At 64.4% G+C, this 23,585-nt stretch carries 24 protein-coding genes; 6 read left to right on the top strand and 18 right to left on the bottom strand.

The features are described 5' to 3' along the window. Nucleotides 1-47 precede the first annotated feature (47 nt). The 3 genes from EBS11_RS16185 to flgB are packed head-to-tail and all read right to left on the bottom strand — an operon-like array spanning nucleotide 48 to nucleotide 1,603. Nucleotides 48-743, bottom strand: a complete 696-nt coding sequence (locus EBS11_RS16185; protein ID WP_290604370.1) for a flagellar hook assembly protein FlgD — start codon at nucleotides 741-743, stop codon at nucleotides 48-50. Between the two features lie 15 nt (nucleotides 744-758). Next, a complete protein-coding gene (flgC, locus tag EBS11_RS16180) occupies nucleotides 759-1,160 on the bottom strand; it encodes a flagellar basal body rod protein FlgC (protein ID WP_196854753.1) in 402 nt (133 codons plus the stop codon). Nucleotides 1,161-1,162: 2 nt separating this feature from the next. After that, entirely contained in the window at nucleotides 1,163-1,603 is a 441-nt protein-coding gene (flgB, locus tag EBS11_RS16175; RefSeq protein WP_290604369.1) for a flagellar basal body rod protein FlgB, read from the bottom strand. Between the two features lie 191 nt (nucleotides 1,604-1,794). Here flgB and flgA point away from each other — a divergent pair, with 191 nt between their 5' ends. The 3 genes from flgA (at nucleotide 1,795) to EBS11_RS16160 (ending at nucleotide 3,385) form a co-directional block, all read left to right on the top strand. Then, nucleotides 1,795-2,490 carry a flagellar basal body P-ring formation chaperone FlgA gene (gene flgA, locus EBS11_RS16170; protein WP_290604367.1) on the top strand — a complete coding sequence of 232 codons (696 nt, stop codon included), beginning with the start codon at nucleotides 1,795-1,797 and terminating at the stop codon, nucleotides 2,488-2,490. A gap of 111 nt (nucleotides 2,491-2,601) precedes the next feature. Further along, complete coding sequence (gene flgM, locus EBS11_RS16165; RefSeq protein WP_290604366.1) at nucleotides 2,602-2,910, top strand: flagellar biosynthesis anti-sigma factor FlgM; 309 nt, start codon at nucleotides 2,602-2,604, stop codon at nucleotides 2,908-2,910. Between the two features lie 7 nt (nucleotides 2,911-2,917). After that, entirely contained in the window at nucleotides 2,918-3,385 is a 468-nt protein-coding gene (locus EBS11_RS16160) for a flagellar protein FlgN (RefSeq protein ID WP_290604364.1), read from the top strand. A gap of 63 nt (nucleotides 3,386-3,448) precedes the next feature. On the opposite strand, the gene EBS11_RS16155 is transcribed toward EBS11_RS16160, so the two are convergent. The 11 genes from EBS11_RS16155 to EBS11_RS16105 form a co-directional block, all read right to left on the bottom strand. Further along, nucleotides 3,449-4,309 carry a hypothetical protein gene (locus EBS11_RS16155; protein ID WP_290604362.1) on the bottom strand — a complete coding sequence of 287 codons (861 nt, stop codon included), beginning with the start codon at nucleotides 4,307-4,309 and terminating at the stop codon, nucleotides 3,449-3,451. A gap of 71 nt (nucleotides 4,310-4,380) precedes the next feature. Further along, nucleotides 4,381-4,743 (bottom strand): translation initiation factor Sui1, encoded by a 363-nt coding sequence (locus tag EBS11_RS16150; protein ID WP_290604360.1) that lies wholly within the window; start codon nucleotides 4,741-4,743, stop codon nucleotides 4,381-4,383. A gap of 64 nt (nucleotides 4,744-4,807) precedes the next feature. Continuing rightward, nucleotides 4,808-5,593, bottom strand: a complete 786-nt coding sequence (gene motD / locus EBS11_RS16145; protein ID WP_290604460.1) for a flagellar motor protein MotD — start codon at nucleotides 5,591-5,593, stop codon at nucleotides 4,808-4,810. Between the two features lie 5 nt (nucleotides 5,594-5,598). Then, complete coding sequence (locus tag EBS11_RS16140) at nucleotides 5,599-6,345, bottom strand: flagellar motor protein (RefSeq protein WP_290604359.1); 747 nt, start codon at nucleotides 6,343-6,345, stop codon at nucleotides 5,599-5,601. Continuing rightward, nucleotides 6,327-7,058 carry an RNA polymerase sigma factor FliA gene (locus EBS11_RS16135; RefSeq protein ID WP_071322371.1) on the bottom strand — a complete coding sequence of 244 codons (732 nt, stop codon included), beginning with the start codon at nucleotides 7,056-7,058 and terminating at the stop codon, nucleotides 6,327-6,329. The genes EBS11_RS16140 and EBS11_RS16135 overlap by 19 nt, the downstream gene beginning before the upstream one ends. 45 nt (nucleotides 7,059-7,103) lie before the next feature. Next, complete coding sequence (locus tag EBS11_RS16130) at nucleotides 7,104-7,967, bottom strand: antiactivator of flagellar biosynthesis FleN protein (RefSeq protein WP_290604356.1); 864 nt, start codon at nucleotides 7,965-7,967, stop codon at nucleotides 7,104-7,106. Next, entirely contained in the window at nucleotides 7,960-9,288 is a 1,329-nt protein-coding gene (flhF, locus tag EBS11_RS16125; protein WP_290604354.1) for a flagellar biosynthesis protein FlhF, read from the bottom strand. The genes EBS11_RS16130 and flhF overlap by 8 nt, the downstream gene beginning before the upstream one ends. Before the next feature lie 315 nt (nucleotides 9,289-9,603). Next, nucleotides 9,604-11,700 carry a flagellar biosynthesis protein FlhA gene (flhA, locus tag EBS11_RS16120; protein ID WP_290604352.1) on the bottom strand — a complete coding sequence of 699 codons (2,097 nt, stop codon included), beginning with the start codon at nucleotides 11,698-11,700 and terminating at the stop codon, nucleotides 9,604-9,606. Continuing rightward, a complete protein-coding gene (gene flhB / locus EBS11_RS16115; protein ID WP_290604350.1) occupies nucleotides 11,697-12,890 on the bottom strand; it encodes a flagellar biosynthesis protein FlhB in 1,194 nt (397 codons plus the stop codon). The genes flhA and flhB overlap by 4 nt, the downstream gene beginning before the upstream one ends. A 265-nt stretch (nucleotides 12,891-13,155) precedes the next feature. After that, nucleotides 13,156-14,154: a fumarylacetoacetate hydrolase family protein gene (locus tag EBS11_RS16110; RefSeq protein WP_290604349.1), complete on the bottom strand. Its 999-nt coding sequence runs from the start codon at nucleotides 14,152-14,154 to the stop codon at nucleotides 13,156-13,158. 90 nt (nucleotides 14,155-14,244) lie between these two features. Next, nucleotides 14,245-14,955, bottom strand: a complete 711-nt coding sequence (locus tag EBS11_RS16105; RefSeq protein ID WP_290604346.1) for a 16S rRNA pseudouridine(516) synthase — start codon at nucleotides 14,953-14,955, stop codon at nucleotides 14,245-14,247. 256 nt (nucleotides 14,956-15,211) lie between these two features. On the opposite strand from EBS11_RS16105, the gene EBS11_RS16100 reads away from it, so the two are divergent. Further along, entirely contained in the window at nucleotides 15,212-15,592 is a 381-nt protein-coding gene (locus tag EBS11_RS16100) for a hypothetical protein (RefSeq protein WP_290604344.1), read from the top strand. A 374-nt stretch (nucleotides 15,593-15,966) separates the two neighbouring features. Here the strand turns inward: EBS11_RS16100 and EBS11_RS16095 are convergent, their stop codons facing one another. The 4 genes from EBS11_RS16095 to EBS11_RS16080 form a co-directional block, all read right to left on the bottom strand. Then, on the bottom strand, nucleotides 15,967-16,965 hold the full coding sequence (locus tag EBS11_RS16095; protein WP_290604342.1) for a S49 family peptidase: 999 nt from the start codon (nucleotides 16,963-16,965) through the stop codon (nucleotides 15,967-15,969). A gap of 40 nt (nucleotides 16,966-17,005) precedes the next feature. Further along, on the bottom strand, nucleotides 17,006-17,383 hold the full coding sequence (locus EBS11_RS16090; protein WP_290604340.1) for a Rieske 2Fe-2S domain-containing protein: 378 nt from the start codon (nucleotides 17,381-17,383) through the stop codon (nucleotides 17,006-17,008). After that, nucleotides 17,380-18,039, bottom strand: coding sequence for an HAD-IIIA family hydrolase (locus tag EBS11_RS16085; RefSeq protein ID WP_290604338.1), 660 nt, complete (start codon nucleotides 18,037-18,039; stop codon nucleotides 17,380-17,382). The genes EBS11_RS16090 and EBS11_RS16085 overlap by 4 nt, the downstream gene beginning before the upstream one ends. An 88-nt stretch (nucleotides 18,040-18,127) precedes the next feature. Then, nucleotides 18,128-19,123: an RluA family pseudouridine synthase gene (locus EBS11_RS16080; protein WP_077407877.1), complete on the bottom strand. Its 996-nt coding sequence runs from the start codon at nucleotides 19,121-19,123 to the stop codon at nucleotides 18,128-18,130. A gap of 685 nt (nucleotides 19,124-19,808) precedes the next feature. On the opposite strand from EBS11_RS16080, the gene EBS11_RS16075 reads away from it, so the two are divergent. Then, nucleotides 19,809-23,018 carry an Rne/Rng family ribonuclease gene (locus EBS11_RS16075; RefSeq protein WP_290604335.1) on the top strand — a complete coding sequence of 1,070 codons (3,210 nt, stop codon included), beginning with the start codon at nucleotides 19,809-19,811 and terminating at the stop codon, nucleotides 23,016-23,018. 106 nt (nucleotides 23,019-23,124) lie between these two features. After that, the coding region (locus tag EBS11_RS16070) for a chromate transporter (protein ID WP_290604458.1) at nucleotides 23,125-23,585 on the top strand (461 nt) is incomplete at its 3' end.

Below are 23,585 nucleotides of genomic sequence, written 5' to 3'. Positions count from 1 at the left end.
CTCCTGGTAGGAATTAGGGGGTGGGGGTCACGCTACGATCGAGCGGCTTACAGGATCTGCTTCACATCGGCCATGGTGATGCTGCCCACGCCCGGTACATTCAATTTCACGCCATTCGCGCCCGTCGAGACGCTGGCGACCGAGCCGAACATCAGCGCCGTCGCATCCTTGAGCACGGTGCCGCCGCGCGTCGCTTCCACCGCGAAGGTGTAGGCGCCGTCGGGCAGCACGATGTTCTTGCCTTCCGCATCGAGGTCCCCTGTGGAACCGTTCCAGCCCAGCGGCAAGGTGCCCGCGTCCTGCGCGCCCAGGTCGATGGAATGGACTTCCTTGCCATCCTTGTAGATGATGACCTTGACCTTGTCGGCGGCCGTGGCCAGGTCCACGCCCAGCAGGGCGGCGCTCTTGCTCAGGTTGATATCCTTGCCTGCCGTCAACACCCCGTGGCCGATGATGTTGGCCGCCTGCATCGATTCGGCTTGCTGGTAGCTGGTTTTCAGGGTTTCCAGGGTCGTGTTGAGCTTGTTGACGCCCGTCACCGTGGACAGCTGCGCCAGCTGGCTGGTCAGCTGCGCATTGTCGAGCGGATTCATCGGGTCCTGGTTTTTCAGCTGGGTGACCAGCAGGGTCAGGAATTTGTTTGTTTCCGCCTCGACACTGCCAGGTTCGGCCGTCGTCTTCTTCGGATTCATCGTCGCCATCAGATCGGTGGTGACGGTGTTGCTGGTATCGATGGTTGCCATAGTGATCAGTCAGCCTTATTGGCCGAGCGTAAGGGTTTTCAGGAGCAGCGACTTGGCCGCGTTCATGGTTTCCACGTTGGTCTGGTAGGAACGCGAGGCGGACAGCATGTTGACCATCTCGTCGACCGTGTTCACGTTGGGCATGGTGACGTAGCCCTTCTCGTCGGCCAGCGGGTTCTTCGGGTCGTAGACGAGCTTCATCGGCGACGGGTCTTCGATCACCTTCTGCACCTTGACGGCCGTGGCGCCGTTGGCCATGGGCACGGCTTCGAAGACCACCTGCTTGGCGCGGTAGGCTTCGCCGCTGGCGCTGGTGGCGCTGTCGGCATTGGCCAGGTTGCTGGCCACCGTGTTCAGGCGCTGCGCCTGGGCGCTCATGGCCGAACCGGAAACGTTGAAGATATTAAACAGCGACATGATTACTGTCCTCCCTGGATAGCCGTGAGCATGCCCTTGATCTGTGCATTGAGCAGCGTGATGCTCGCTTCGTAGCGGATGGAATTGTCGGCGAAGGCGTTGCGCTCGAGGTCCATGTCCACCGTATTGCCATCGACGGCGCCCTGGGCCGGCGCGCGGTACAGCAGCGGCGTGCCATCGGCCAGGGTCTCCACCTTGCCGCCGGCCGCGGCCGCCGTGCCCTTGCCCGCCAGGTGCTGCGGCGCCGTGCCCTTCAGGGCCGGGGGCGTGCCGTCGCTGCGCGCCAGCGCGCCTTTCAGGGCGCTGGCGAAATCGACGTCGCGCGCCTTGTAGTTGGGCGTGTCGGCATTGGCGATATTCGAGGCGAGCAATTCCTGGCGCGTCGAGCGCAGGCTCAGCGCCGTCTCGTTGAAGCGCATGTAATCGTCGAGTTTCCCTATCATGTCAGGCTCCGGAAAGATCTGCCACTGGCGCCCGAGATGGCGGAAGGATGGCGGTATAGTGATGACAGGAAACATAGTACGGCGGCCACCGGCAAGGCCATCGCCGGATCAGACCGTACTTTTACCCCTTAATCCGCGCTTCGAACGGGGCGGCGCGCACTATCATGGCACTATTCCAGAGGCCTATCACCATGAAAACACCGCTCGCTTACTTCTTCGCCCTTGCCGCCCTGCCCTTGCTGGCGCAAGCGCAAAACGCCGGCCGGCAGACGCCGGAAGCGCTGCGCGCCAGCGTGGAACAGTTCCTGCAGGTGCAAAGCAATGGCTTGCCGGGCAAGGTGACGATCACCGTCGGCGCCGTCGATCCGCGCCTGAACCTGGCCGCCTGCCCCGCGCCGCAAGCGTTCATGGCACCGGGTGCCCGCGCCTGGGGCAAGACCACCGTGGGCGTGCGCTGCACGGCCCCGGCCAGCTGGACCATCTATCTGCAAGCCAACGTGGCCGTCATGGGCGACTACGTGGCCAGCGCCGTGCCGCTGGCGCAGGGGCAAGCCATCGACGCCAGCCAGCTCGTGACGATGCAGGGCGACCTGGCAGCCTTGCCGGCAGGCATCGCCACCGACATGGCCCAGGTGGTGGGCGCCAGCACGAATATTTCCTTGCCGCCAGGCACGCCGATGCGCCTCGACACCCTGCGCCGCAAGCCCGTCGTCATGCAGGGCCAGCTGGTGCGGATCGTTTCCAGCGGCAACGGTTTCCAGGTAGCATCAGAAGGCCGCGCCATCGGCAGCGCGGGCGATGGCCAGACGGTGCAGGTGCGCACGCAGAGCGGCCAGCAGATCAGCGGCGTGGCGCGCGCGGGCGGCCTGGTGGAGGTAGCGTTTTAAACACGGATGGACAGCGATATTGTGGTCTGGCGCACTAAAGTTTCGGAAGAAGGTGCCGATAATGACACATATCCCGGAGTTTCTTGACTTCGACCAGACGAGGATCACGCTGTGAAAATTACCGACAACACCATTAAAAGCAATCCCGGCCTGCCGGTAGCGCCCGCGAGTACGTCCGGCGCCCGCAATGCCGAGAAAGCCCAGGCAACACCGACGACGTCGGACAATGTACGCCTGTCGCCGCAAGGACAGGCATTAGCGGCCAGTGCAACTGCCGGCAGCGGCGCCGTGTTCGACACGAAAAAAGTCGAACGCATCAAGATGGCGATCGCCGACGGCCAGTTCCAGGTCAACTCTGAAAAAGTGGCGGACGGTCTCCTCGACACAGTCAAGGACTTGCTGCACTCACGAAATAGATAGGTTCCCAATGCAATCAGTGACTCCGTTTTCCAGCCTGCGTGACGAGCAACAGCTCATGACCACATTGCTGGCATTGATGAAAGAAGAACAGCGGCATCTGGTTGCCGCTGACATCGATGCAATCGCGGAGCTCACCGTACGCAAGACGGCCTTGGTGGGACAATTGAGCCAGCTGGCGGCGCAACGCCACCAGGCGCTGGCGGCGGCAGGCTACACGGCCGCCGAAGCGGGCATGGAAGACTGGCTGGTCGGCGCCAGCGAAGCGGAAGCGGCGCCCCTGTGGAAAGCCCTGCTCGAGACGACGCGCGAAGCCAAGGAACAGAACCGCCTGAACAGCCTGCTGGTCAACAAGCACATGCTGCACACCCAGGGCGCCCTGAACGCCATGCGCCCCGCCGCCCAAAGCGGCAACTTCTACGGCCCCAGCGGCCAGCCGACGACGAACACGGCCAGCCGGCGCGTCGTCATCGGCTGATTCCCCTTCTTATTTCTCTTATTTCACAGCGATCTCCCGGCAAGGCGCAGCGGCCTTGCCAGCTCAACCGTGCGCGGCACGCCCCGCATGCTGGCGGTATTTCGCCGCGATGGCCTGCGCCCTGGCGCTGGCGGCGGCCTGCTGCGCCGGCGTCAGCTCGTCCTGCAGCCAGTGCCAGTACTCATCCTGGTAGGGATTGGTGACGCCGGGCGCGAGGATGTCGTCGTAGACGAGGCGCAGGGCCAGCAGATAGCCGTACGCCTGCGGCGCATCCTTCCGCACCACGTCGCCGTCGCGCAGGTAAGCCATCATCAGGGTGGACAGGCTGCTCACTTCGGCGTCGTCCGCCTGCGCCGTCAGCTGGGCGATGGCTTGCCGCTTCCACGCCTGCACCAGCGGATCGTCGGGACGGTTGCGCAGGGCGCTGCGGTCGCCGAACGGGCCTTCCGACAGGAACAGCGTGGCCGCGCCCGGCACGCCCGCCTTCGCAGCCGTGGCCAGGTAGGTCAGGCGGTCCTCGCGCTGGCGCTGCGTCAGGCCCGCGCACAGCTGCCGCTGGGCGGCTTTTTCCTCGGCCGTCATCTCGCGTCCCAGCTCGAATTCCAGGCCCGGCAGGCGACCTTCTTTCTCAAAAGAAATACAGTCGTCGAGCAGGTTGTAGGCCGCATACGCGTCTTCCGGCCGGCCGCTGGCGGCCAAGCGCGCCAGCTGCTGCGCCAGGGGGACGGGCGGCGCCACGGGATCGGGCACGGGCACGGCGGACGCATCGAGCGTGAAATACGCGGCCAGGCTGCGCCCCTGGGCGGGCGCCGGCACGGCGGACGCCGCCACGGGCACACCGTCATCGGGCAAAAACCAGTACGCCAGCGCCAGCGCCGCCGCGAGCACGGCAATGGCCAGGCCGGTAAGTTTGATATGCATCATGGGAGCACGCCTGACACGGGAAAGGCACGTTACCACAGGCGCGCGCGGCTGTCCCGCGCACAGCGGAAAAATCAGCCGCCCGCCTTCTTCGGCTGGTGCCCCAGCCTGGTCAGCGCGGCCAGGAGGGTGTCGACATGGTCGCCCTGCACCTCGATCACGCCATCCTTGACGGTGCCGCCCGAGCCGCACTGCGCGCGCAGCTGCTTGCCCAGCAGGGCCAGGGCGATGGCGTCCAGCGGCAAGCCCTTGACGACGGTGACGCTCTTGCCGCCGCGGCCCTTGGTCTCGCGCGACACGCGCACCACGCCGTCACCCGCTGGCACGGCCTTGGCCTGCGCCTTGCACGCGCACTGTGCCAGCGGCTGGCGGCAGGCGGGGCACATGCGGCCCGTTTCGGTGGAGTAGACGAGACCGCCCTGGGAACTGCTTTTCATGATGGAGACGTAAAAGATGGGAAGGCCGCGATTGTACCAAGCGGCGGCCTCCCGCTGACGCGCTTCAGTTGGCAGGTGCCGGCGCCGGGGCGGGCGCCGTCGGCACTTCCGTAACCGTTTCCGGGATGCCAGACAGGATGGTCACGGCCACGCGGCGGTTGCGTGCGCGCCCTTCCGGCGTGTCGTTCGGCGCCACGGGGATGTTGTCGGCGTGGCCCACGGCCGTCAGGCGCGCGGCCTGCACGCCGCTGGCGATGAACAGGCGCACGACGGCGCTGGCGCGCGCGGCCGACAGTTCCCAGTTCGAGGCAAAGTTCGAGTTGCTGATCGGCTGGACGTCCGTGTGCCCTTCCACCTGCACGTCGTGCGCATCGTCCTTGAGCAGCACGGCGACGGCGCGCAGGGCCTGGTCCGATTCGGCCGTCAGGCGCGCCGCGCCCGGGTCGAACAGCACGCTGGCATTGATTTCCACGCTGACGCCGCGGCTCGTCTGCGTCACGCGCACCTTGCCTTCCTTGACCAGCGGCGCCAGGGTCGAGGTCAGGTCCTGCGCCAGGCGCGTCATGTGCTCGCGCTCGCGGCGGAGGGCTTCCGTGCGGCGCTTCAGGGCGGGATTGGGCAGCGGGATGGCCTGCGGCGCTTCCATGATGATGGGTGGCGCGCCCTTTTCCAGGCTGAAGGCCTGGCCGATGGCATTCTGGAAGACGCGGTACTTGCCCTCGTTGACTTGCGAAATGGCGTACATGACGACGAAGAAGGCGAACAGCAGGGTGATGAAGTCGGCGTAGGAGATCAGCCAGCGGTCCTGGTTGTCCGGCTCCTCGTCATACTTCCTGCGCGCGCGCCGCATCATGGTCAGTGCTCGTGCAGGAGGCTGGAGACGCGCTCTTCGATGATGCGCGTATGGTCGCCCGTGGCGATGTCGTACAGCACGGCGGCCGTGATTTCATACTGCAGCACGCGGCGCGAAACGATGGCCTTGAGCTTGTTCGCCACGGGCAGGAACAGCAGGTTGGCCAGGCCGACGCCATAAATCGTCGAGACGAAGGCGACGGCGATGCCGCTGCCCAGCTTGCTCGGGTCGGTGAGGTTTTCCATGACGTGGATCAAGCCCAGCACGGCGCCCAGGATGCCGATGGTGGGCGAATAGCCGGCCGCCGATTCCCACACCTTGACGGCCTGGCGCTCGGCCATCTCGTAGGCGGAGATTTCCACGTCGAGCAGCTGGCGCAGCTTGTCGGGCGCGATGCCGTCGACGATCATGCGCAAGCCCTTGGCATTGAAGCGGTCGGCCGTGTTTTCCATCAGGCGCTCGAGCGCCAGGGGGCCGTCGCGGCGCGCCGTCAGGCTCCACGCGCCGATGTCGCGCGCCAACGCGGCGCGCGTGTCGGCCGGCGGCAGGAACACCCAGCGCAGCATTTCCAGGCCGCGCACAAACGTGCGCAGCCGCGTCTGCAGCAGCACGGCGCCGAAGGTGCCGATGATGACGATGGCGAAGGCGGCCGGCTGCAGCAGGGAGGCCATCTTGCCGCCTTCCAGTGCCTGGCCGACCAGCAGGCCCGCCAGCGCCAGCGCCAGCCCGATTATGCTGGACCAGTCCACGCCTGCTCCCTCAAGGTTGCGCGCAGGCGCGCGACGGCCTGGGTATGCAGCTGCGAGACGCGCGATTCCGACACGCCCATCACTGCGCCGATTTCCTTCAGGTTCAGCTCTTCTTCGTAGTACAGGCCCATGAGTATTTTCTCGCGTGGCGGCAGCGCGTCGATGGCATCGATCACGGATTGCCGGAAATCGGTATCGAGCAGGGAACGCAAGGGGTCGCTGTCCTCGTCCACGCAGTGGCGGTCGAGGAAGCTGTCATTGCCGTCCGGGTCATGAAAGTCTTCGTAGTACACGAGCTGGTGGCCGCCGCCGTCGCCCAGCATTTCCTGGTAGTCGGCCAGCGACATTTTCAGCAGCTTGGCCACTTCCGACTCCGTCGGCGGGTGGCCCAGGCGCTGCTGCAGGATGCTCATCGCCTCTTCGATCTTGCGCATGTTCTGGCGCATGCTGCGCGGCAGCCAGTCGCTGGTGCGCAGTTCGTCGAGCATGGCGCCGCGGATGCGCAGCACGGCATAGGTCTCGAACTGCGCGCCATGGGTTTCCTCATAGCGGCTGATGGCGTCCAGCAGGCCGATCATGCCGGCCTGGATCAGGTCATCGACCTCGACCGAAGGCGGCAATTTCGCCTTCATATGGTGCGCCAGACGCTTCACCAGCGGAATATGCTCCGTCAGCAAATAGTCCTTGTTCGATTTCCCTTTGACCGTGTACATAGGCTGCTTATTGTTTTCTCGTCTTATCTGATGCTACGGTTGGATTCAGGCGCTGAAATGGTGTGCGCTCCCCGTCTGGTACAAGGTGGAACCGAGCACCGGCGCCGCCGACCGCACGAGCCGCTCGGCCAGCCCGCGGAACGCCACCGAGGCACCGGCCAGCGGGAAGGCATCGACCACGCTGCGGCCCAGGCGCGCCGCGCGGTGCAGGTACTCATCGGCCGGCACGGAGCCCATCGACGTCAGTTTCACGGCCAGGTAGCGGCTCGCCGCCTGCGCCATATTATCGTATACCACTTTTGCCTCGGATTCGGAAGCGCCCGTGACAAGAATGCCGAAGGGGCGGCGTCCCAGTTCCTGGTTCAGGCGCTTGATCAGGCAGTAGGCCGCCTTGATCGAATTGGCGCTGTTCGACACCTGCACGACGATATCCGAGGACGCCATCAGCGGCACGGGGAAGCACTCGCCCTGCTCCGCCACGACGCCGTCGACCAGCACGATGCCGCTCTGGCGCGCCATCACTTCGAAGGTCTTGCCCAGGCGGCGCGTGTCGTCGTCGCCCGCATAGTCCATGCTGTCCATCAGGTGGTTGCGCGCGCCCAGGCTGGCCACGCCGAAGCCCTGCGGCACCTGGTGGATCACCTGGTTCAGGCCGCACTGCTGGCGCGCCACGTCGAGCAGGCTGGCGCCATGCGCCAGTCCCAGGCGCGACGCCACGCCATCGCTGCCGCCGCTGGCGTCGACCAGCAGCACTTCATTGCCGCCGTAGGCCAGCGACGCGCCCAGGTTGACCAGCATGGCGCCCTTGTCGTCCTGCGGCGTGGCCGACAGGAAGGTCATGACGCGCGGCTGCGGGCCGGCCAGCATGCGGCGCAGGCCTTCGGCCTGGTCGAAATCGAAGTTAGCCAAGGTGCACCCCGCGCGCTTCATTGTTGCGGGCGGCCGCCTGCGCCATCAGCAGCGGCAGTTCGGCATCGGAAAACTGCGTCGCCGCCGAGTCGCGCTTGAGCTTGAAGGCGCGGTCGATCAGGTAGGCGCGGTCGGCCAGGTGCAGGTCTTCCGGCACGCGCTGGCCGTTCGACACATAGAACAGGTTCAGCTTCTGGCGGATGACCACGTCGAGCACGTTGCCGATCGACGCCGCCTCATCGAGCTTGGTCATGATGCAGCCTGCCAGGCCGCTGCCCTGGTAGGCGCGCACCACTTCGTTCAGGGTTTCCTGCGTCGCCGTCGAGTTCAGGCACAGCAGGCGCTTCACGTCGGCGCCGGCGCCCGACAGCATGGCCACCTGTTCCGTCACCATCTGGTCGCGCTGACTCACGCCCACCGTATCGATCAGCACCGTGTGCTTGTTCTTGAGTTCCTTCAGGGCGATGCGCAGGTCCGCCTCGTCCTTCACGGAATGCACCATCACGCCGAGGATCTTGCCGTAGATGCGCAACTGTTCATGCGCGCCGATACGGTAGGCATCCGTGGTGATCAGGGCCAGCTTTTCCGGGCCGTGGCGCATCACGCAGCGGGCCGCCAGCTTGGCCGTGCTGGTGGTCTTGCCGACGCCGGTCGGGCCGACGAGGGCGAACACGCCGCCCTGCTCCAGCATGGCGTCTTCATTGGCCACAGTATTCAGGTTACGGCTGAGGACGGTCTTGATCCAGCGCATGCTTTGTGCGCCATCCAGGCCGGCCGGCAACTTGTCGATCAGGTAGCGCGCCAGACTGGCCGAGAAGCCGGCGGCCAGCATCTCGCGCAGCACGACGGCCTTCTGCGGCTCGCGCTGCTGGGTCGAACCCCAGGAGATTTCCGCCAGCTGGGTTTCCATCATGCCGCGCATGGCGCGGATTTCATTCATCATGCCGCTCATCTCGGCGGCGGCGTTTTCCTTCACGTGCGCCAGGGCGCTGGCCATCATCTGCTGCATGCGGGCCATGTCCACCGGCTCGGCGGCAGCCTGGCGCGGGGCGGCGGGACGGGGCGCGGCCGGGCGCTGGGCCGGGGCGGCGGCACGCTGCGGTGCGGCGAACTGGGTCTGCAACTGGGGACGGGGCTGGGCCATTTCGGAGGCGGCCGGCGGCGACGCCAGCGAAGCGGCATCGTCATTGGCCAGCGCGAGGATTTCCACCACGCCATCGGCCTGGCGGTTCGACAGGATCACGGCATCGGGGCCGAGCGCCTCGCGCACCTTGCGCAGCGCATCGCGCGACGAGGCGCCCGTAAATTTCTTCACATTCATGGCCGGCCTCCCGGGACGGGTGTGGCGCAATATGGGCTGAACTGTGTGACCATCATCGACTCCTGTTGCTTGGGTGCTGTCTTCCACATGGACACAGATCACCCGGACAGTTTCCATTATTAGCGATGCACCAGGGAAATGATCGAAGGAACAGGACGGGAAAGTCCCCGTTATTCAGTTTGCCGGGAGGAAATTGATGTTTATTTGACCAAAAGCAAGCGCCAAGCGAAGGCTGGGGTCAGACCCCCATACACGTTGGCAATGACCTTGCTGTTGGCGGTGTTGAGGGTCTGACCCCGGCATTGACAAAGCCGACTACTGCGCCCCCACCAGGCTCGTCACCCGTATCGTCTTGGTTTCCGGCACTTCCGCATGCGACAGCACTTTCAGCTGCGGCAGGGCGCGGCGCAGGAAACGCGACAGCAGGGCGCGCAGCGGCGCCGGCACCAGCAGCACGGGCGTCAGGCCCAGCGCTTCCTGCTGCTGCGCGGCCAGTCCCGCCTGGTGCGCGATGGTGTCGGCCAGGCCCGGCTCGATGCCGGCGCCGTCGCCGCCATTGCCCATGGCTTGCATCAGCAGGCGCTCCAGGCGGCTGTCCAGGGTCATCACGGACAGTTCCGCCGCGCCGGGGAACAGCTGCTGCACGATGGCGCGGCCCAGGGCCACGCGCACCAGCGCCGTCAGGTCGTTCGGGTCCTGCGTCTGCACCGTGTGCTCGGCCAGGGTTTCGATGATGGTGCGCATGTCGCGGATGTGCACGCCTTCGGACAGCAGGTTCTGCAGCACCTTCTGCAGGGTCGACAGGGACAGCATCTTCGGCACCAGGTCTTCCACGAGGCGCGGCGATTCCTTGCCCAGGTGGTCGAGCAGGGATTGCACTTCCGCGCGGCCCAGCAACTCGGACGCGTGCGAGGTGATCAGGTGGTTCAGGTGGGTGGCCACCACGGTGCCCGCATCGACCACCGTGTAGCCCATCGATTGCGCCTGGTCGCGCAGGTTCGCCTCGATCCACGTGGCCGGCAAGCCGAAGGCGGGGTCGCTCGTGGCCAGGCCGGGCAAGGTGCCGCTGGCCATGCCGGGGTTGATGGCCAGGAACTGGCCGTTGAAGGCCTCGCCCGTCCCCACTTCCACGCCCTTGAGGGTGATCCGGTAGGCGGACGGCTTCAATTCCAGGTTGTCGCGGATGTGCACGGGCGGCGCCAGGAAGCCCACTTCCTGGGCGAACTTCTTGCGGATGCCCTTGATACGCTTGAGCAATTCGCCGCCCTGCGTCTTGTCGACGAGGGGAATCAGGCGGTAGCCCACTTCCAGGCCCAGGGTATCGACGGGCATGATGTCTTGCCAGCTGGCCTCTTCCTGCTCGGGCGCCACGGTCGCTTGCGGCACCTCGGCCGGCTTCTCGGCCGCCTCCTTCGCCTGCGCCCGCTTCTTGCTGATCAGGTAGGCGGCCCCGGCCAGCAGGGACGCCAGCAGGATGAAGACCATGTTCGGCATGCCGGGGATCAGGCCCATGCCGCCGATGATGCCGGCGGTAATGTACAGCACTTGCGGTTTCGCAAAGAGCTGGCCCACCAGCTGGGTGCCGATGTCCTGTTCGCTGGCCACGCGCGAGACGACGATACCGGCCGCCGTGGAAATGATCAGCGAAGGAATCTGCGCCACCAGGCCGTCACCGATGGCCAGCAGGGTGTAATTCTTCAGCGCATCGGCAAAGCCCATGTCATGCTGCAGCAGGCCCACCAGCAGGCCGCCGACGATGTTGATGACGGTGACCATGATGCCGGCGATGGCATCGCCGCGCACGTATTTGCTGGCACCGTCCATGGCGCCATAGAATTCCGCTTCCTGCGCCACTTCCGTGCGGCGGCGGCGCGCTTCGTCTTCGCCGATCAGGCCCGCGTTCAGGTCCGCATCGATGGCCATCTGCTTGCCGGGCATGGCGTCCAGCGCGAAGCGGGCGCCCACCTCGGCGATACGGCCCGCACCCTTGGTGACCACTGTGAAATTGATGATGGTCAAAATGATGAACACGACGATACCGACCGTGTAGTTGCCGCCAATCAAGAAGTGGCCGAAGGCCTCGATCACTTTACCGGCCGCGTCGGCGCCCGTATGGCCTTCCGTCAGCACCACGCGCGTGGACGCCACGTTCAGGGACAGGCGCAGCATGGTCGAGACGAGCAGAATGGTCGGAAACGCCATGAAGTCGAGCGGCTTGACCGTGTACAGCGCCGTCAGCAGCACGATGATGGACAGCGCGATATTGAAGCTGAAGAAGATGTCGAGGATGAAGGCCGGCAGCGGCAGCACCATCATCGCCAGCAGCATGATGATGATGACCGGCGCGGCGACGCCCTTGCTGGCGTTGTTGCTCATTCCGCTGAGCCAGGCTGGCATTCTCAGGCCGTTCATGGTGTACTTCCCTTATTCTTGTCTGCGGCGTCTGCTGCCGGTGGTGTCTGCGATGCGGGGTTGAGCGGATCGAGCTCGGGCGGCACTGCCAGCGCCTTCGGCTTGTCCGGACGCTGGCCCTGGCCCTTGCCGTAGCTGCGCAGCTGGAACACATAGGCCAGCACTTCGGCCACGGCGCCGTACAGGGCTTCGGGAATCTCGTCGCCGATGTCCGTGTGCTTGTACAGGGCGCGGGCCAGGGCCGGCGCTTCCAGAATGGCGACCTTGTGCTCGCCCGCCAGTTCGCGGATCTTCGCCGCCACCTCGTCGACGCCCTTGGCCACCACCTGCGGTGCGCCGCGCGAATTCTCGCCGTATTTCAGCGCCACCGCATAGTGCGTCGGGTTGGTCACCACCACGTCGGCCGTGGGCACGTCGGCCATCATGCGGCGGCGCGACATCTCATGCTGCATCTGGCGGATCTTCGCCTTGATCTGCGGATTGCCGTCCGACTCCTTCGACTCCTGCTTGACTTCCTGCAAGGTCATTTTCATCTTGTTGGCGTAATGCCACATCTGGTAGGGGCCGTCGATGGCGGCGATGAAGCCCAGCGCGCCAACGATCAGCAGGAAGGCCGTGATCAGCAGGCTGATCAGGTGCGCGGAACCGGCGCGCAAGGATTCCACGGACAGGCCCAGCACGGCGTCCTTCTGGTGCTGCATCACCATCCACGCGACGATGCCGACGACGAGGGTCTTGGCGATGGCCTTGAGCAATTCCACCAGCGCATTCTTCGAAAACATATTGCCCAGGCCCCGAATCGGGTTGAGCTTGCCAAAATTGGGGGTAAACGCCTTGGAGCTGAACAGCCAGCCGCCCACCAGCACGGGCGAGGCCAGGGCGACGAGCATGATGGCCAGCGCGTACGGCAGGCAGGTCAGCAGGACGGAACCCACGTCATAGCCGATGCGCAGCATCATCGCGTCGGGATTGAGTATCTGCTCCCGGTCCAGGGTCAGCCCGGAGACCATGACGGCCGTCAGCCGGCGCACGATGGCGTCGCCGGCAAACCACAGGCAGCAGCCGGACGCCATCAGCACCGTAAACGTCGCCACTTCACGCGATCGCGGAACGTCGCCTTCCTCACGCGCCTGCTCGAGGCGCTTCGGTGACGCGGCTTCGGTCTTTTCTGCGTCGCTGTCTTCCGACATCAATCAACTCCGGTGAAGTCCTGCGGCCTGGCTAGGCGCAATACGGACTGGGCATGGGGCATTATCGGTTCAAGCCAGCCCTTGCCATCGGCGGAACAAGGGGACAAATCCCCTGTATTTCCTTTGCCTGGCTGAAACAAAAGGCGCCGCAGGCGCCCACTTCAGAGGAGACCGAAAAATGGCCAGGACAAGGCGCGGCCCCGAAGACAGTACGAATAGTACGGCGAGGGGCTGCAACGCAGTCATGGCCATTTTCTCGGGGCTCCTAACGGTTTTTCCTCGCTTCCGCCTGTTTTACGGTCTGCTCGATGGCGCCAAACAGCGACTTGCCGTCATCGCCCAGCATCTCCAGGCGGACGACATCGCCAAACAGCAGATACGGCGTGCTGGCGACGCCATCGGCGATCATCTCCTGGTTACGTCGCTCAACGATACTGGAAAAGCCCTTCTTGATTTCCTTGTTGGCGATGCCGCCCGCGCTCACCACGGCGCCGGCGCCCGCCTTGCGCGTCTGGCACAGGTGGGCCAGCAGCTGCGGGTAATTGAAGGCCATGTCGGCGCCCGCGTGGGGCTGGCCCGTCAATTTGCCGTTCAGGCTGCAGCGCACGGCGTAATGCACCTTGCCGCCGCGCCAGGCGTCACCCAGTTCGTCGGGCGTGATGGCGACGGGCGAGCAAGCCATGGCCGGCTTGGCCTGCAAAAAGCCGTAGCCGCCGGCCTGCTCGTCGGGCGCCAGGTTGCGCAGGGTGATGTCGTTGACCAGCATCAACAGCTTGATGTTCAGGTGGGCCTGGTCCGGCGTGGCCCCCATGGCCACGTCGTCCGTGATGGCGGCGATGCCCGCCTCGTAGTCGATGCCCCACTGCTCATATGCGAAGGCAATGTCGTCGTGGGCGCCGAGGAAGTCGTCGCTGGCGCCCTGGTACAGGCGCGGCGCGTCGCGCAGATTGGCGGGCACCGCCGTTCCCGCCGCCTTGCAGGCCCGTTCGAGCTGCTGCAGATAGGAGGCGCCGGCCACGCGCAGGCTGCTGCGCGGCAGGGGCGCCATGCAGTTGGCGGGATCGAAGTCGAAGGCGCGGTGGCCGCGGCCGCTATTGATGGTCTGGTACAGCAAGTCGAGCTGGGGCGCGATGAAACTCCAGTCGTCGAGCGCCCTTTGCAGGGTCGGGGCGATGCCGTCGGCCAGGTGCGCCGTTTTCAGGTCGCGCGAGACGACAGCCAGCTGGCCATCGCGCGTGCCATCCTTCAGTGTAGCTAATTTCATGTCGGGGGAAACTTCGTCAAATGCAGGCAATAGGAAGCCAAAGACGCCAAAAAGCCGGGAAATCCCCGGCTTTAGCGGTCAGCGAGAGGTTCAGGCCAGCAGCGCGATCTGCTCCGGCGTGAGGTAGCACCACTCGCCTTCGGCGATGCCCAGCGACTCCAGGGTCAGGCTGCCGATGGCGGAACGGTGCAGTGCGCTGCAATGGTTGCCGGCGGCGGCCAGCATGCGCTTGACCTGGTGGTATTTGCCCTGTTCCAGCACGATTTCCAGCTGGTGCTCGCCGCGCTTGACGCAGACGAGGGCGGCCAGCGGGGCCGGCTCGTCATGCAGCTGCACGCCGGCCAGCAGCAGGGCCACCAGCTCGTCCGTCACGGGCTCTTGCGTGGTGGCCTGGTAAATCTTTGGAACGTGGCGCTTCGGCGACGATTGTGCATGGATAAACGGGCCATCGTCGGACATCAGCAGCATGCCGGTCGTATCGTGGTCGAGCCGGCCGACGGGCTGGACTTCGCGCCAGGTGAACTGTTCCGGCAGCAGGGTCAGCACGCCAGGGTGATGGCTGGGCTTGCGCGAGCATTCGAAGTTGGCGGGCTTGTACAGCGCCAGGTACAGGTGCTGGCGGTACACCCACTCTTCTTCGAACACGTGCAGCACCAGGCCGTCGGTCTCGACGGTGGTGCGGTAATTGGTCTGGGTAACGCCATCGATGACGACATCGCCATCATCGATAAGGGAACGGCAATATTTACGGGTGCCAAAACCCTGCGATTGCAGGATGCGGTCTAGGGATAATTTACTCATGGGCGTGACTTTACCAGAAGCGGCCGGCAGCGTGAAGCGGCGGCCCGCGCCCCCTGCGCGACGGTGTACGCCACACGAAACCATGGCGCAGGCAGAAATACCAAAAAGAACAAGGTGAGATTTGGCGACAAATGGCAGATTCCTTTGAGATATATCAAGCGCTCGGAATATCGCATTGATAGACTGAAACTTCGTTAGGAATCCGCCTAATGATCTTTAGGAATAATAACCAGGCAACGACTCACAAGGACATTGTATGAAGCACATCGACACCATTGCCTTACAGGGCAGCATCGCCGACATGCGCAGCCGCATCGCCGCCGAACAGAGCGCCATGCATAAAGTTCAACTCGGCATGGCGCGCTGGCGCGGCGCCCTCCCCCCGCAGGACGGCGACGGGCTGCTGCCGGGCGATGCGCCCATCCCCGCCAGCCAGGTGCGCTGGCATGCCGAAGCCCAATGCCATTTCATGTGCTGGCTGGAACAGGGCGGCTTTGCCCTGATGGAGGAAGAAGAAGCACTGGAACAGCCGGCACCGCTGGCTCCCGCTGCGCACGGCGCAAAGGGGGCAGGTGCGCAGGCTAGGCCATCCGCCGCCCCGATCCTGCCTGCGCACTGCAACGACTGCGCCGCCTGAGGCGCCACACCCGGCCACCATGCCCTGCCCTTGCATGCCTGTCCACCAACGCCAGCCGGCCCGCGCCGCGGCACCCCACGTCCCCCGCGCCAACACGGCGCGCAAAAGGGAACGGCGGCATTGCGCCGCCGTTCCCAAGCCCCAACGGGACTTCAGTGAGGAATGTAAATTCACTCAAAACCACATCTGCGATGCGGCGAGTAGTTCCAGGACCTGCCAATCAAGTTAGTACTGACAACATAGTAGATATATCGCCCCTCCTTGAAAAGAACTACGCTTTCACTATAGCCCAAGGGGGTCGATTTTCAAGGCAAATCCCCACCTTATTGAAAATCATTCTCGATTGGCTTGCCAAGTTATTACGAGAAATAGCTTCAGCGCAACGCCGGTTGCGACTGCTGCACGGCCGCCTTCATGGCGCCCGCGCCCATGGCCGCGCCGAATTTCTTCAGCACCCGCTCCGGCAAGCCTTCGTGCTGCGTGTAGTCGACGATGTCTTCCGCCTTGACGACGTCGCGCGCCACGCTGTCGACCGTGCCGAAGTCATCGGCCAGGCCCATTTCCACGGCTTTCGCGCCCGTCCAGTACAGGCCCGAGAAGGTGTCCGGCGTTTCCTTCAGGCGCTTGCCCCGTCCCGCGCGCACCACGTCGATGAACTGCTGGTGGATTTCATTGAGCATGCCCTGCGCATATGCCTTGTGCTTTTCCGTCAGGGGGCTGAACGGGTCCATGAAGCCCTTGTTCTCGCCCGCAGTCAGCAGGCGGCGCTCGACGCCCACCTTTTCCATCACGCCCGTAAAGCCGAAGCCATCCATCAGCACGCCGATGGAGCCGACGACGCTGGCCTTGTTGACGTAGATGCGGTCGGCGGCGGCGGCGATGTAATAGCCGCCCGAGGCGCACATTTCATCGACCACCACATATAAAGGCTTGTCCGGATAGCCCTTGCGCAGGCGCTGCATCTCGTCGACGATCATGCCGGCCTGCACGGGACTGCCGCCGGGACTATTAATATGCAGCACCACGGCTACGGAACCGGCATCGGAAAACGCCTTGTCCAGCGCGGGGATGACGACGGCGGCCGAGCCGCTGCCTTCGGACTCGATGCTGCCGCTGATGTCGATCAGGGCCGTGTGGCGGCCCAGGGTCTCGCTGTCGTCGGCCGAGTTGTAGTCATAGAATACCCACAGGGCGAACAGCACGATCAGCAGGCTGAAGACCTTGAAGAAGATGCTCCAGCGGCGGTGCGCGCGCTGTTCCTGCAAGGTGGCAAACACCAGCTTTTCCAGCACGTCGCGTTCCCAGTTGCCGGCGGGGGCGCCGCCGCTGCCGGCAATGCCGCCATCCACCTTGTCATTCGTGTTATCGCTCATAGTTCACTTTGCTTAAATTACAACAAGGCCGCACCGGGGATCAGGCCGGCACGGGCCGGACATAGTCATCGGGCTGCCAGTACAGCTGGCCATCGCGCTCGTCCACGGGAATCGGACGCAGCCGGCCGCCCTTGCAGGGACCGCCCGCGCAATAGCCGCTCTCGGGCACGTAGATGGCGCCATGCGTGGAACACATCAGGTACAGGCCGCTGGACTCGAAAAACTCGCCCTCGGCCCAGTCCAGCTCGATCGGCACGTGGGCGCAGCGGTTCAAATAGCCGTAGGCCTTGCCGCCATGGCGCACGACAAATCCCGTGGTGGTTTCACCGCCGGCCAGGACGGGAAAGCGCACGCCCTTGCCGCCGTCGGCCACGGCATCGGCGGCACAAATGAAGACATCGACAACATCGTTCATCATGCGTGCTCGCTCAGCCATTGATGCAGGTCGGCCACCGTGGGCGCCGAATACAGGGGCTTGCACGCCTGCAACTGCTCCACGGGATGCGCCCCATACTCTACGGCAATACTGGCCGCGCCCGCATTGCTTGCCATCAACAAATCATGGCTGGTGTCGCCGATCATCACGGTACGGCGCATGTCCTGCCCCAGTTCCCGCGTCAGCTCCTGCAGCATGGCCGGATGGGGTTTGGAAAAGGTTTCATCAGCGCAACGCGTCGCATCGAACAGGGACAGCAGCTTGACGGCATTCAAGGAACGATTGAGGCCGACACGGCTCTTGCCCGTGGCCACTGCCAGGAAATACGCCTGCTGCGACAGTTCCTGCAGCATCTCGTAGACGCCGGGAAACAGGGCCAGTTCGTGGTCGCGCGACAGATAGTGATAGCGGTAGCGTTCCGCCATGCGCGCATGGTATTTCGGCTCCACGTCGGGCATCACCAACTGCATGGCTTCCTGCAAGCCCAGGCCGATCACATGCGAGGCCAGCAACTCGGTGGGAATTGGCAAGCCCAGGTCTTTGGCCGACGCCTGGATGCACTTGACGATGGTCGAGGTACTGTCTATCAGGGTACCGTCCCAATCGAAGACGATCAGATCAAATTGCTTTCTTGCCATGTTTCCCGACGACATAGCCGCCGGCTCCTTGAGAATGAATGATGGCGACTGACTACCTTGTGGGTAGTGTCGCGCACGCGGTGACTATTTAGCGTGCGGCAACGGCCAATGGTTTGCCCAAGCTTACCAAGAAACGCTCGCATTCGGCAGCCAGCGGCGCATTCAAGGTCATCGTCTTGCCCGTTTCCGGATGCGTGAACGTGATCTGGTGCGCATGCAGGAACATGCGCTTGAGGGCGCCGCGCGTGCTGTCCGCCTTCAGCAGGGCACGGTTGAGGGCAAAGTCGCCATATTTATCGTCGCCGGCGATGGGGAAACCGGACGAGGACAGGTGCACGCGGATCTGGTGCGTGCGGCCCGTCTTCAATTCCGCTTCCAGCAAGGCGAAGTTGTGATATTTATGCAACAGTGAAAACACCGTGTGCGAGGCCAGGCCATCGGCCTGCACGGCCACCCGGCGCTCGCCTTCGGCCGTCGTATATTTATGCAATGGCAACTTGATATGCTGGCGCGCATTCTTCCAGTCACCGGCCACCAGCACCAGGTAGCGCTTGTCCGTGACGCCGTCGCGCATCTGCTCGTGCAGATTCGTCAAGGCGGAACGTTTCTTTGCAAGCAACAACAAGCCGGACGTGTCGCGGTCCAGGCGGTGCACCAGTTCCAGGAACTTGGCGTCGGGGCGCGAGGCGCGCAATTGCTCGATCACGCCGAACGACACGCCCGAGCCGCCATGCACGGCCACGCCGGCCGGCTTGTCGATGACGAGCAGCTGCGCGTCTTCGAAGATGATCTTGAATTCGGCGGCCGGCGCGCCCGTGGCGGCCTTTTCGGCCACGCGCACGGGTGGAATGCGCACCACGTCGCCGGCGGCGAGACGGTACAGCTGATCGATACGGCCTTTATTAACCCGCACTTCTCCCGATCGCAAGATCCGGTAGATGTGGCTTTTAGGCACTCCCTTGCACACTCTTAATAAGTAGTTGTCGATGCGCTGGCCTGCTTCTTCTTCGGCGATCGTTACGAATTGGGCTTGCGGCTGAACCGGGGGTGTTGAAGGGGGAACAACATCATTTTGACTCTTCATTTACTATGTCTTCCCAGAAATCTCTCTAAGTCCTTCATTTTGAATATATAATTGTTTTTGCTGCGGCCCTGGCTGCTGCGAGTGTAAGAATAAAAGCACATTTTACACAGGGGCGTCTCCACCGGCCTCGCCAAATTGCAAATTCGGTGGAAAAAATGTATATGCACCATCCCTGCGCGAATCAAGGTTGCACCGTAGTTGTAATCGGATAACGCGTGGAGATGCTGAAGTGAGTGTATTGGATTATAAGGATAAGTACCCGTTAGCGCGACTTATCGAGTCGGGCTCGCGGGTTGATGAAGTTGATAACGCTTGCCGTTTTCGCCAAACCCCGTATGAGGCCACAATACTGAGGGTTGTCGATGAATAGGCTGAGGCCAAGCCTCGCCATCGCGATCCCTGTAATGAGCCGGCTTACGATTTGGCTCTGAATTTGCTGACCACCTGCATTCTCTGCCCCCGGCATCCGGGCTGCTTCAGATGAGTTGCAGGTGTCCTGTGCACTCGGCATGACGATCGACCTCACCGCGCCTGTTGCGGCCGTAACGTATACCTCGTACGCGTTGTTGCTCCGCACGCCTAGGCATTTCCCCCGCCAGCACTCCCGTTCTCGCATATATCCCTGTACTTCGCCGCTTCCCCGGAAGCGGCTTTGAGATGGCCTACGGGTCGCGGAGTTATAAAAATGAAACGCATGTTGTTTAATGCCACGCAGCAAGAAGAACTGCGCGTAGCGATTGTCGACGGACAAAAACTGATCGACATCGATATCGAGACAGCCGGGCGCGAACAGCGCAAATCCAACATCTACAAGGGCGTGATCACGCGCATCGAGCCTTCGCTCGAAGCGTGCTTCGTCAGCTATGGCGAAGACCGCCACGGCTTCCTGCCCTTCAAGGAAGTTGCCCGCACGTATTTCCGCGAAGGCGTGGACGTGCGCAATGCCTCCGTCAAGGAAGCGCTGCGCGAAGGCCAGGAAATCATGGTCCAGGTGGAAAAGGAAGAGCGCGGCAACAAGGGTGCCGCCCTGACCTCCTTCGTCTCGCTGGCCGGCCGTTACCTGGTGCTGATGCCGAACAACCCGCGTGGCGGTGGCGTATCGCGCCGCGTGGAAGGTGAAGAGCGCCAGGAATTGCGCGAAACCATGGATAAACTGGACTTGCCAGCTGGCATGTCCGTCATTGCCCGCACCGCCGGCATCGGCCGCAACGTCGATGAACTGCAGTGGGACTTGAATTACCTGATGCAACTGTGGCGCGCCATCGAAGGCGCCGGCAAATCGGCCAACGGCGCTTTCCTGATCTACCAGGAATCCTCGCTCGTCATCCGCGCCATCCGCGACTACTTCCAGCCCGACATCGGCGAGATCCTGATCGACACCGACGAGATCTACGACCAGGCACACCAGTTCATGAGCCACGTGATGCCCGACATGGTGCACCGCGTGAAACGCTACAGCGACGACGTGCCGCTGTTCTCGCGCTTCCAGATCGAACATCAGATTGAAACGGCCTACAGCCGCACCGTGCCGCTGCCATCGGGCGGCGCCATCGTCATCGACCACACGGAAGCCCTGGTCTCCGTCGACGTCAACTCGGCCCGCGCCACGCGCGGTTCGGACATCGAAACGACCGCCTTCAACACCAACTGCGAAGCGGCCGAAGAAGTGGCCCGCCAGCTGCGCCTGCGCGACCTGGGCGGCCTGATCGTCATCGACTTCATCGACATGGAAGTGGCGAAGAACCAGCGCGAAGTGGAACAGCGCCTGAAAGACGCGCTGCACCATGACCGTGCCCGTGTGCAAATGGGCAAGATTTCGCGCTTCGGCCTGATGGAACTGTCGCGCCAGCGCCTGCGTCCTTCGCTGTCCGAAGGCTCGCACGTGACCTGCCCGCGCTGCTCCGGCACGGGCCATATCCGCGATACGGAATCGTCCGCCCTGCAGGTGCTGCGCATCATCCAGGAAGAGGCGATGAAGGAAAACTCGGCCACCATCCACGTGCAGGTGCCCGTGGACGTGGGCGCCTTCCTGCTGAACGAAAAGCGCGGCGAAGTGCTCAAAATCGAGAACCGCCACCGCATCGCCGTGATCCTGATCCCGAACAAGCATCTGGAAACGCCGCACTACAAGCTGGAACGCATCAAGCACGACGATCCGCGTCTGGAAGACAGCCAGGCCAGCTACAACCTGGCCGAACACGCTGAAACCGACATGGCTTACAGCAAGCGCCAGAAGGAAGAAGCCAAGCCGCGCCAGGAAGCCGTCGTCAAGACGATCACCCCTGACCAGCCGGCACCGCTGGTCGAGCGCAAGCCCGTGGAAGTGAAGGCCGCCCCGGCGCCCGTCCCTGCCGCGCCGCAAGGCCTGATCGCCAAGATCATCAGCTTCTTCACGGGCGGCCCTGCCCCCGTGGCACCGGCGCCAGCGCCTGTCGCGCCCGTCAAGCCGGCCGGTACTGCCGACCGTGGCGACCGCAACAGCCGTGGTCCCCGTGGCCGTGGCCGCAACGGCAAGCCTGGCCGCGAAGAGCGCGAACCGGGCCAGGGCCGTCCAGCCCAGGACGATGCCGCGAAAGAAGCGGAAGCACTGGAAAAAGCGGCCCGTCCGCCACGTCCGCCGCGTCCGCCACGCGAACCGCGTGAAGCGCGCGAGCCAAACGACGCCACGGCAGCACCACGCGAGCGGGGCGAACGTCCCGAGCGCGCCGAGCGTCCGGAACGTGCGGAACGTCCGCCACGCCAGCCACGCGAAGCGCGCGAACCACGCGCCGACAAGGCTGTTGTTGCTGAAGTGAAAACGGAAGAGCTGGCACTGGTCGGCGCTGCCGCCACCGCCGTCAACGTCGTCGTGCCGTCCAGCGGTCCTGCCGCCGATGCCGCGCCAACGAGCTTGCTGAAAGCGCCGGCGAATGCCGGTCCTGAAGGCGAAGAGACCGAAAACGACGTCGAAGGCGAAGAACCGCGCCGCCGCCGCCGCCGTGGTGGCCGTAACCGCAACCGCCGCGACCGCGAAACGGGCGAGCTGATCGAATCGGCAAACGGTGACAACGAAGGCCAGGACGCGCCGGTCATCAGCTTTACGGTCGCTCCGGCGCCGGAAGCCGAAGGCCTTGCCGCTCCGGTAGCCGTGGTCGCCACGACCGCCGTCGTCGCCGTCGCCGCGCCAGTGGAAGCTGCCGCCGACGCCGCACCAGCGGCCGTCGTGGAAGTCGTCGAAGTGGTGGAAGTGGCCAAGGTGGTAGACATCGCCAAGGTGGAAGAAGTTGCCGCACCGGCCGCCGACGTGATCGTACCGGAAGCCCCGGCCGTAGCAGTTGTTGCTGCAGCGCAAGCTGAACCAGCCGCTGCCGAGCCGGCACCAGCCGCCGAGTACAGCTTTGCCGAGAAAGCCGCGCCGGAAGCCGCTGCGCCTGCACCGGCTCCTGCTGCTGCGCCAGCGGAAATCATCGTCGAAGCCGTGCCTGTCGCCATCGTCGAAGCCGCCCCGGTGGTGGAAGCGGCGCCGCTGGTCGAAGCCATCGCCGTGATCGAAGACGCAGCGCCAGTGGCCGTACCGGCAGCTGAAGCGGCGCCGGCCGCCGTGGAAGCGGCGCCAGTGCCGGCCGAAGCCGCCCCGGTCGTTGCCGAAGCCGCCCCCGTGGCTGCTCCAGCTCCTGCTCCGGCACCGGTGACGGTGCCGGCACCGGCACCGGCTCCCGTGGCCGCGCCGCTGGACTTGAACGCGGTACTCGGCTCGGCCGGCCTGACCCTGGCTGCCACCGATCCGGAAAAACTGCGCCTGGCGCAGGAAGCGGCCGCCAAGGCTGTCGCCCCGGTCCGCAAGCCCCGCGAACGCAAGCCATTGCCGCCGCAATCGGACGAGCCGTTGATCCAGGTCAACACGCAGCGCCCATAAGCGCGCCGGGTTCGCCCAGCCGTCCATGATGAAAGGGGAAGCTCAGGCTTCCCCTTTTTTTATGTCCACCCGATTCCCTGCCATCCTTGCCAGCCATCCGCCCGCCATGCATGCACACCTCGCCGCCCCGCCATCCCCCGTCAGCCTGCGCAGTGCCTTCTGGTACTGGCTCAAGCTGGGCTGCGTCAGCTTCGGCGGACCGGCCGGGCAGATCGCCATGATGCATGCGGAACTGGTGGAAAGGCGGCGCTGGATCTCCGAGCAGCGCTTCCTGCACGCCTTGAACTACTGCATGCTGCTGCCGGGGCCGGAAGCGACCCAGCTGGCCATCTACATCGGCTGGCTGCTGCACCGCACGCGCGGCGGCATCGTGGCGGGGCTGCTGTTCCTGCTGCCCTCGCTGCTGCTGCTGATCGCCCTGTCCTGGCTGTACATGGCCTACGGCCACGTGGCCGCCATCGCCGCCGTGCTGTATGGCATCAAGCCGGCCGTCGTCGCCATCGTGGTGGCGGCCGCCTGGCGGCTGGGGCGGCGCACCTTGCGCAGTGCCGGCCTGGTCGCCATCGC

Source organism: Janthinobacterium sp. (assembly GCF_009923995.1).
Taxonomy (GTDB): domain Bacteria; phylum Pseudomonadota; class Gammaproteobacteria; order Burkholderiales; family Burkholderiaceae_D; genus Janthinobacterium.
Note: the sequence above shows the minus strand (reverse complement) of the source record. Positions and strands in the feature narration are given on the sequence as shown.

Excerpts from the sequence above, each read along its gene's own strand:
- EBS11_RS16185 (WP_290604370.1), bottom strand. The coding sequence starts at position 743 with ATGGCAACCATCGATACCAGCAACACCGTCACCACCGATCTGATGGCG.
- flgC (WP_196854753.1), bottom strand. The coding sequence starts at position 1,160 with ATGTCGCTGTTTAATATCTTCAACGTTTCCGGTTCGGCCATGAGCGCC.
- flgB (WP_290604369.1), bottom strand. The coding sequence starts at position 1,603 with ATGATAGGGAAACTCGACGATTACATGCGCTTCAACGAGACGGCGCTG.
- flgA (WP_290604367.1), top strand. The coding sequence starts at position 1,795 with ATGAAAACACCGCTCGCTTACTTCTTCGCCCTTGCCGCCCTGCCCTTG.
- EBS11_RS16160 (WP_290604364.1), top strand. The coding sequence starts at position 2,918 with ATGCAATCAGTGACTCCGTTTTCCAGCCTGCGTGACGAGCAACAGCTC.
- EBS11_RS16155 (WP_290604362.1), bottom strand. The coding sequence starts at position 4,309 with ATGATGCATATCAAACTTACCGGCCTGGCCATTGCCGTGCTCGCGGCG.
- EBS11_RS16150 (WP_290604360.1), bottom strand. The coding sequence starts at position 4,743 with ATGAAAAGCAGTTCCCAGGGCGGTCTCGTCTACTCCACCGAAACGGGC.
- motD (WP_290604460.1), bottom strand. The coding sequence starts at position 5,593 with ATGCGGCGCGCGCGCAGGAAGTATGACGAGGAGCCGGACAACCAGGAC.
- EBS11_RS16135 (WP_071322371.1), bottom strand. The coding sequence starts at position 7,058 with ATGTACACGGTCAAAGGGAAATCGAACAAGGACTATTTGCTGACGGAG.
- flhF (WP_290604354.1), bottom strand. The coding sequence starts at position 9,288 with ATGAATGTGAAGAAATTTACGGGCGCCTCGTCGCGCGATGCGCTGCGC.
- flhA (WP_290604352.1), bottom strand. The coding sequence starts at position 11,700 with ATGAACGGCCTGAGAATGCCAGCCTGGCTCAGCGGAATGAGCAACAAC.
- flhB (WP_290604350.1), bottom strand. The coding sequence starts at position 12,890 with ATGTCGGAAGACAGCGACGCAGAAAAGACCGAAGCCGCGTCACCGAAG.
- EBS11_RS16110 (WP_290604349.1), bottom strand. The coding sequence starts at position 14,154 with ATGAAATTAGCTACACTGAAGGATGGCACGCGCGATGGCCAGCTGGCT.
- EBS11_RS16105 (WP_290604346.1), bottom strand. The coding sequence starts at position 14,955 with ATGAGTAAATTATCCCTAGACCGCATCCTGCAATCGCAGGGTTTTGGC.
- EBS11_RS16100 (WP_290604344.1), top strand. The coding sequence starts at position 15,212 with ATGAAGCACATCGACACCATTGCCTTACAGGGCAGCATCGCCGACATG.
- EBS11_RS16095 (WP_290604342.1), bottom strand. The coding sequence starts at position 16,965 with ATGAGCGATAACACGAATGACAAGGTGGATGGCGGCATTGCCGGCAGC.
- EBS11_RS16090 (WP_290604340.1), bottom strand. The coding sequence starts at position 17,383 with ATGATGAACGATGTTGTCGATGTCTTCATTTGTGCCGCCGATGCCGTG.
- EBS11_RS16085 (WP_290604338.1), bottom strand. The coding sequence starts at position 18,039 with ATGGCAAGAAAGCAATTTGATCTGATCGTCTTCGATTGGGACGGTACC.
- EBS11_RS16080 (WP_077407877.1), bottom strand. The coding sequence starts at position 19,123 with ATGAAGAGTCAAAATGATGTTGTTCCCCCTTCAACACCCCCGGTTCAG.
- EBS11_RS16075 (WP_290604335.1), top strand. The coding sequence starts at position 19,809 with ATGAAACGCATGTTGTTTAATGCCACGCAGCAAGAAGAACTGCGCGTA.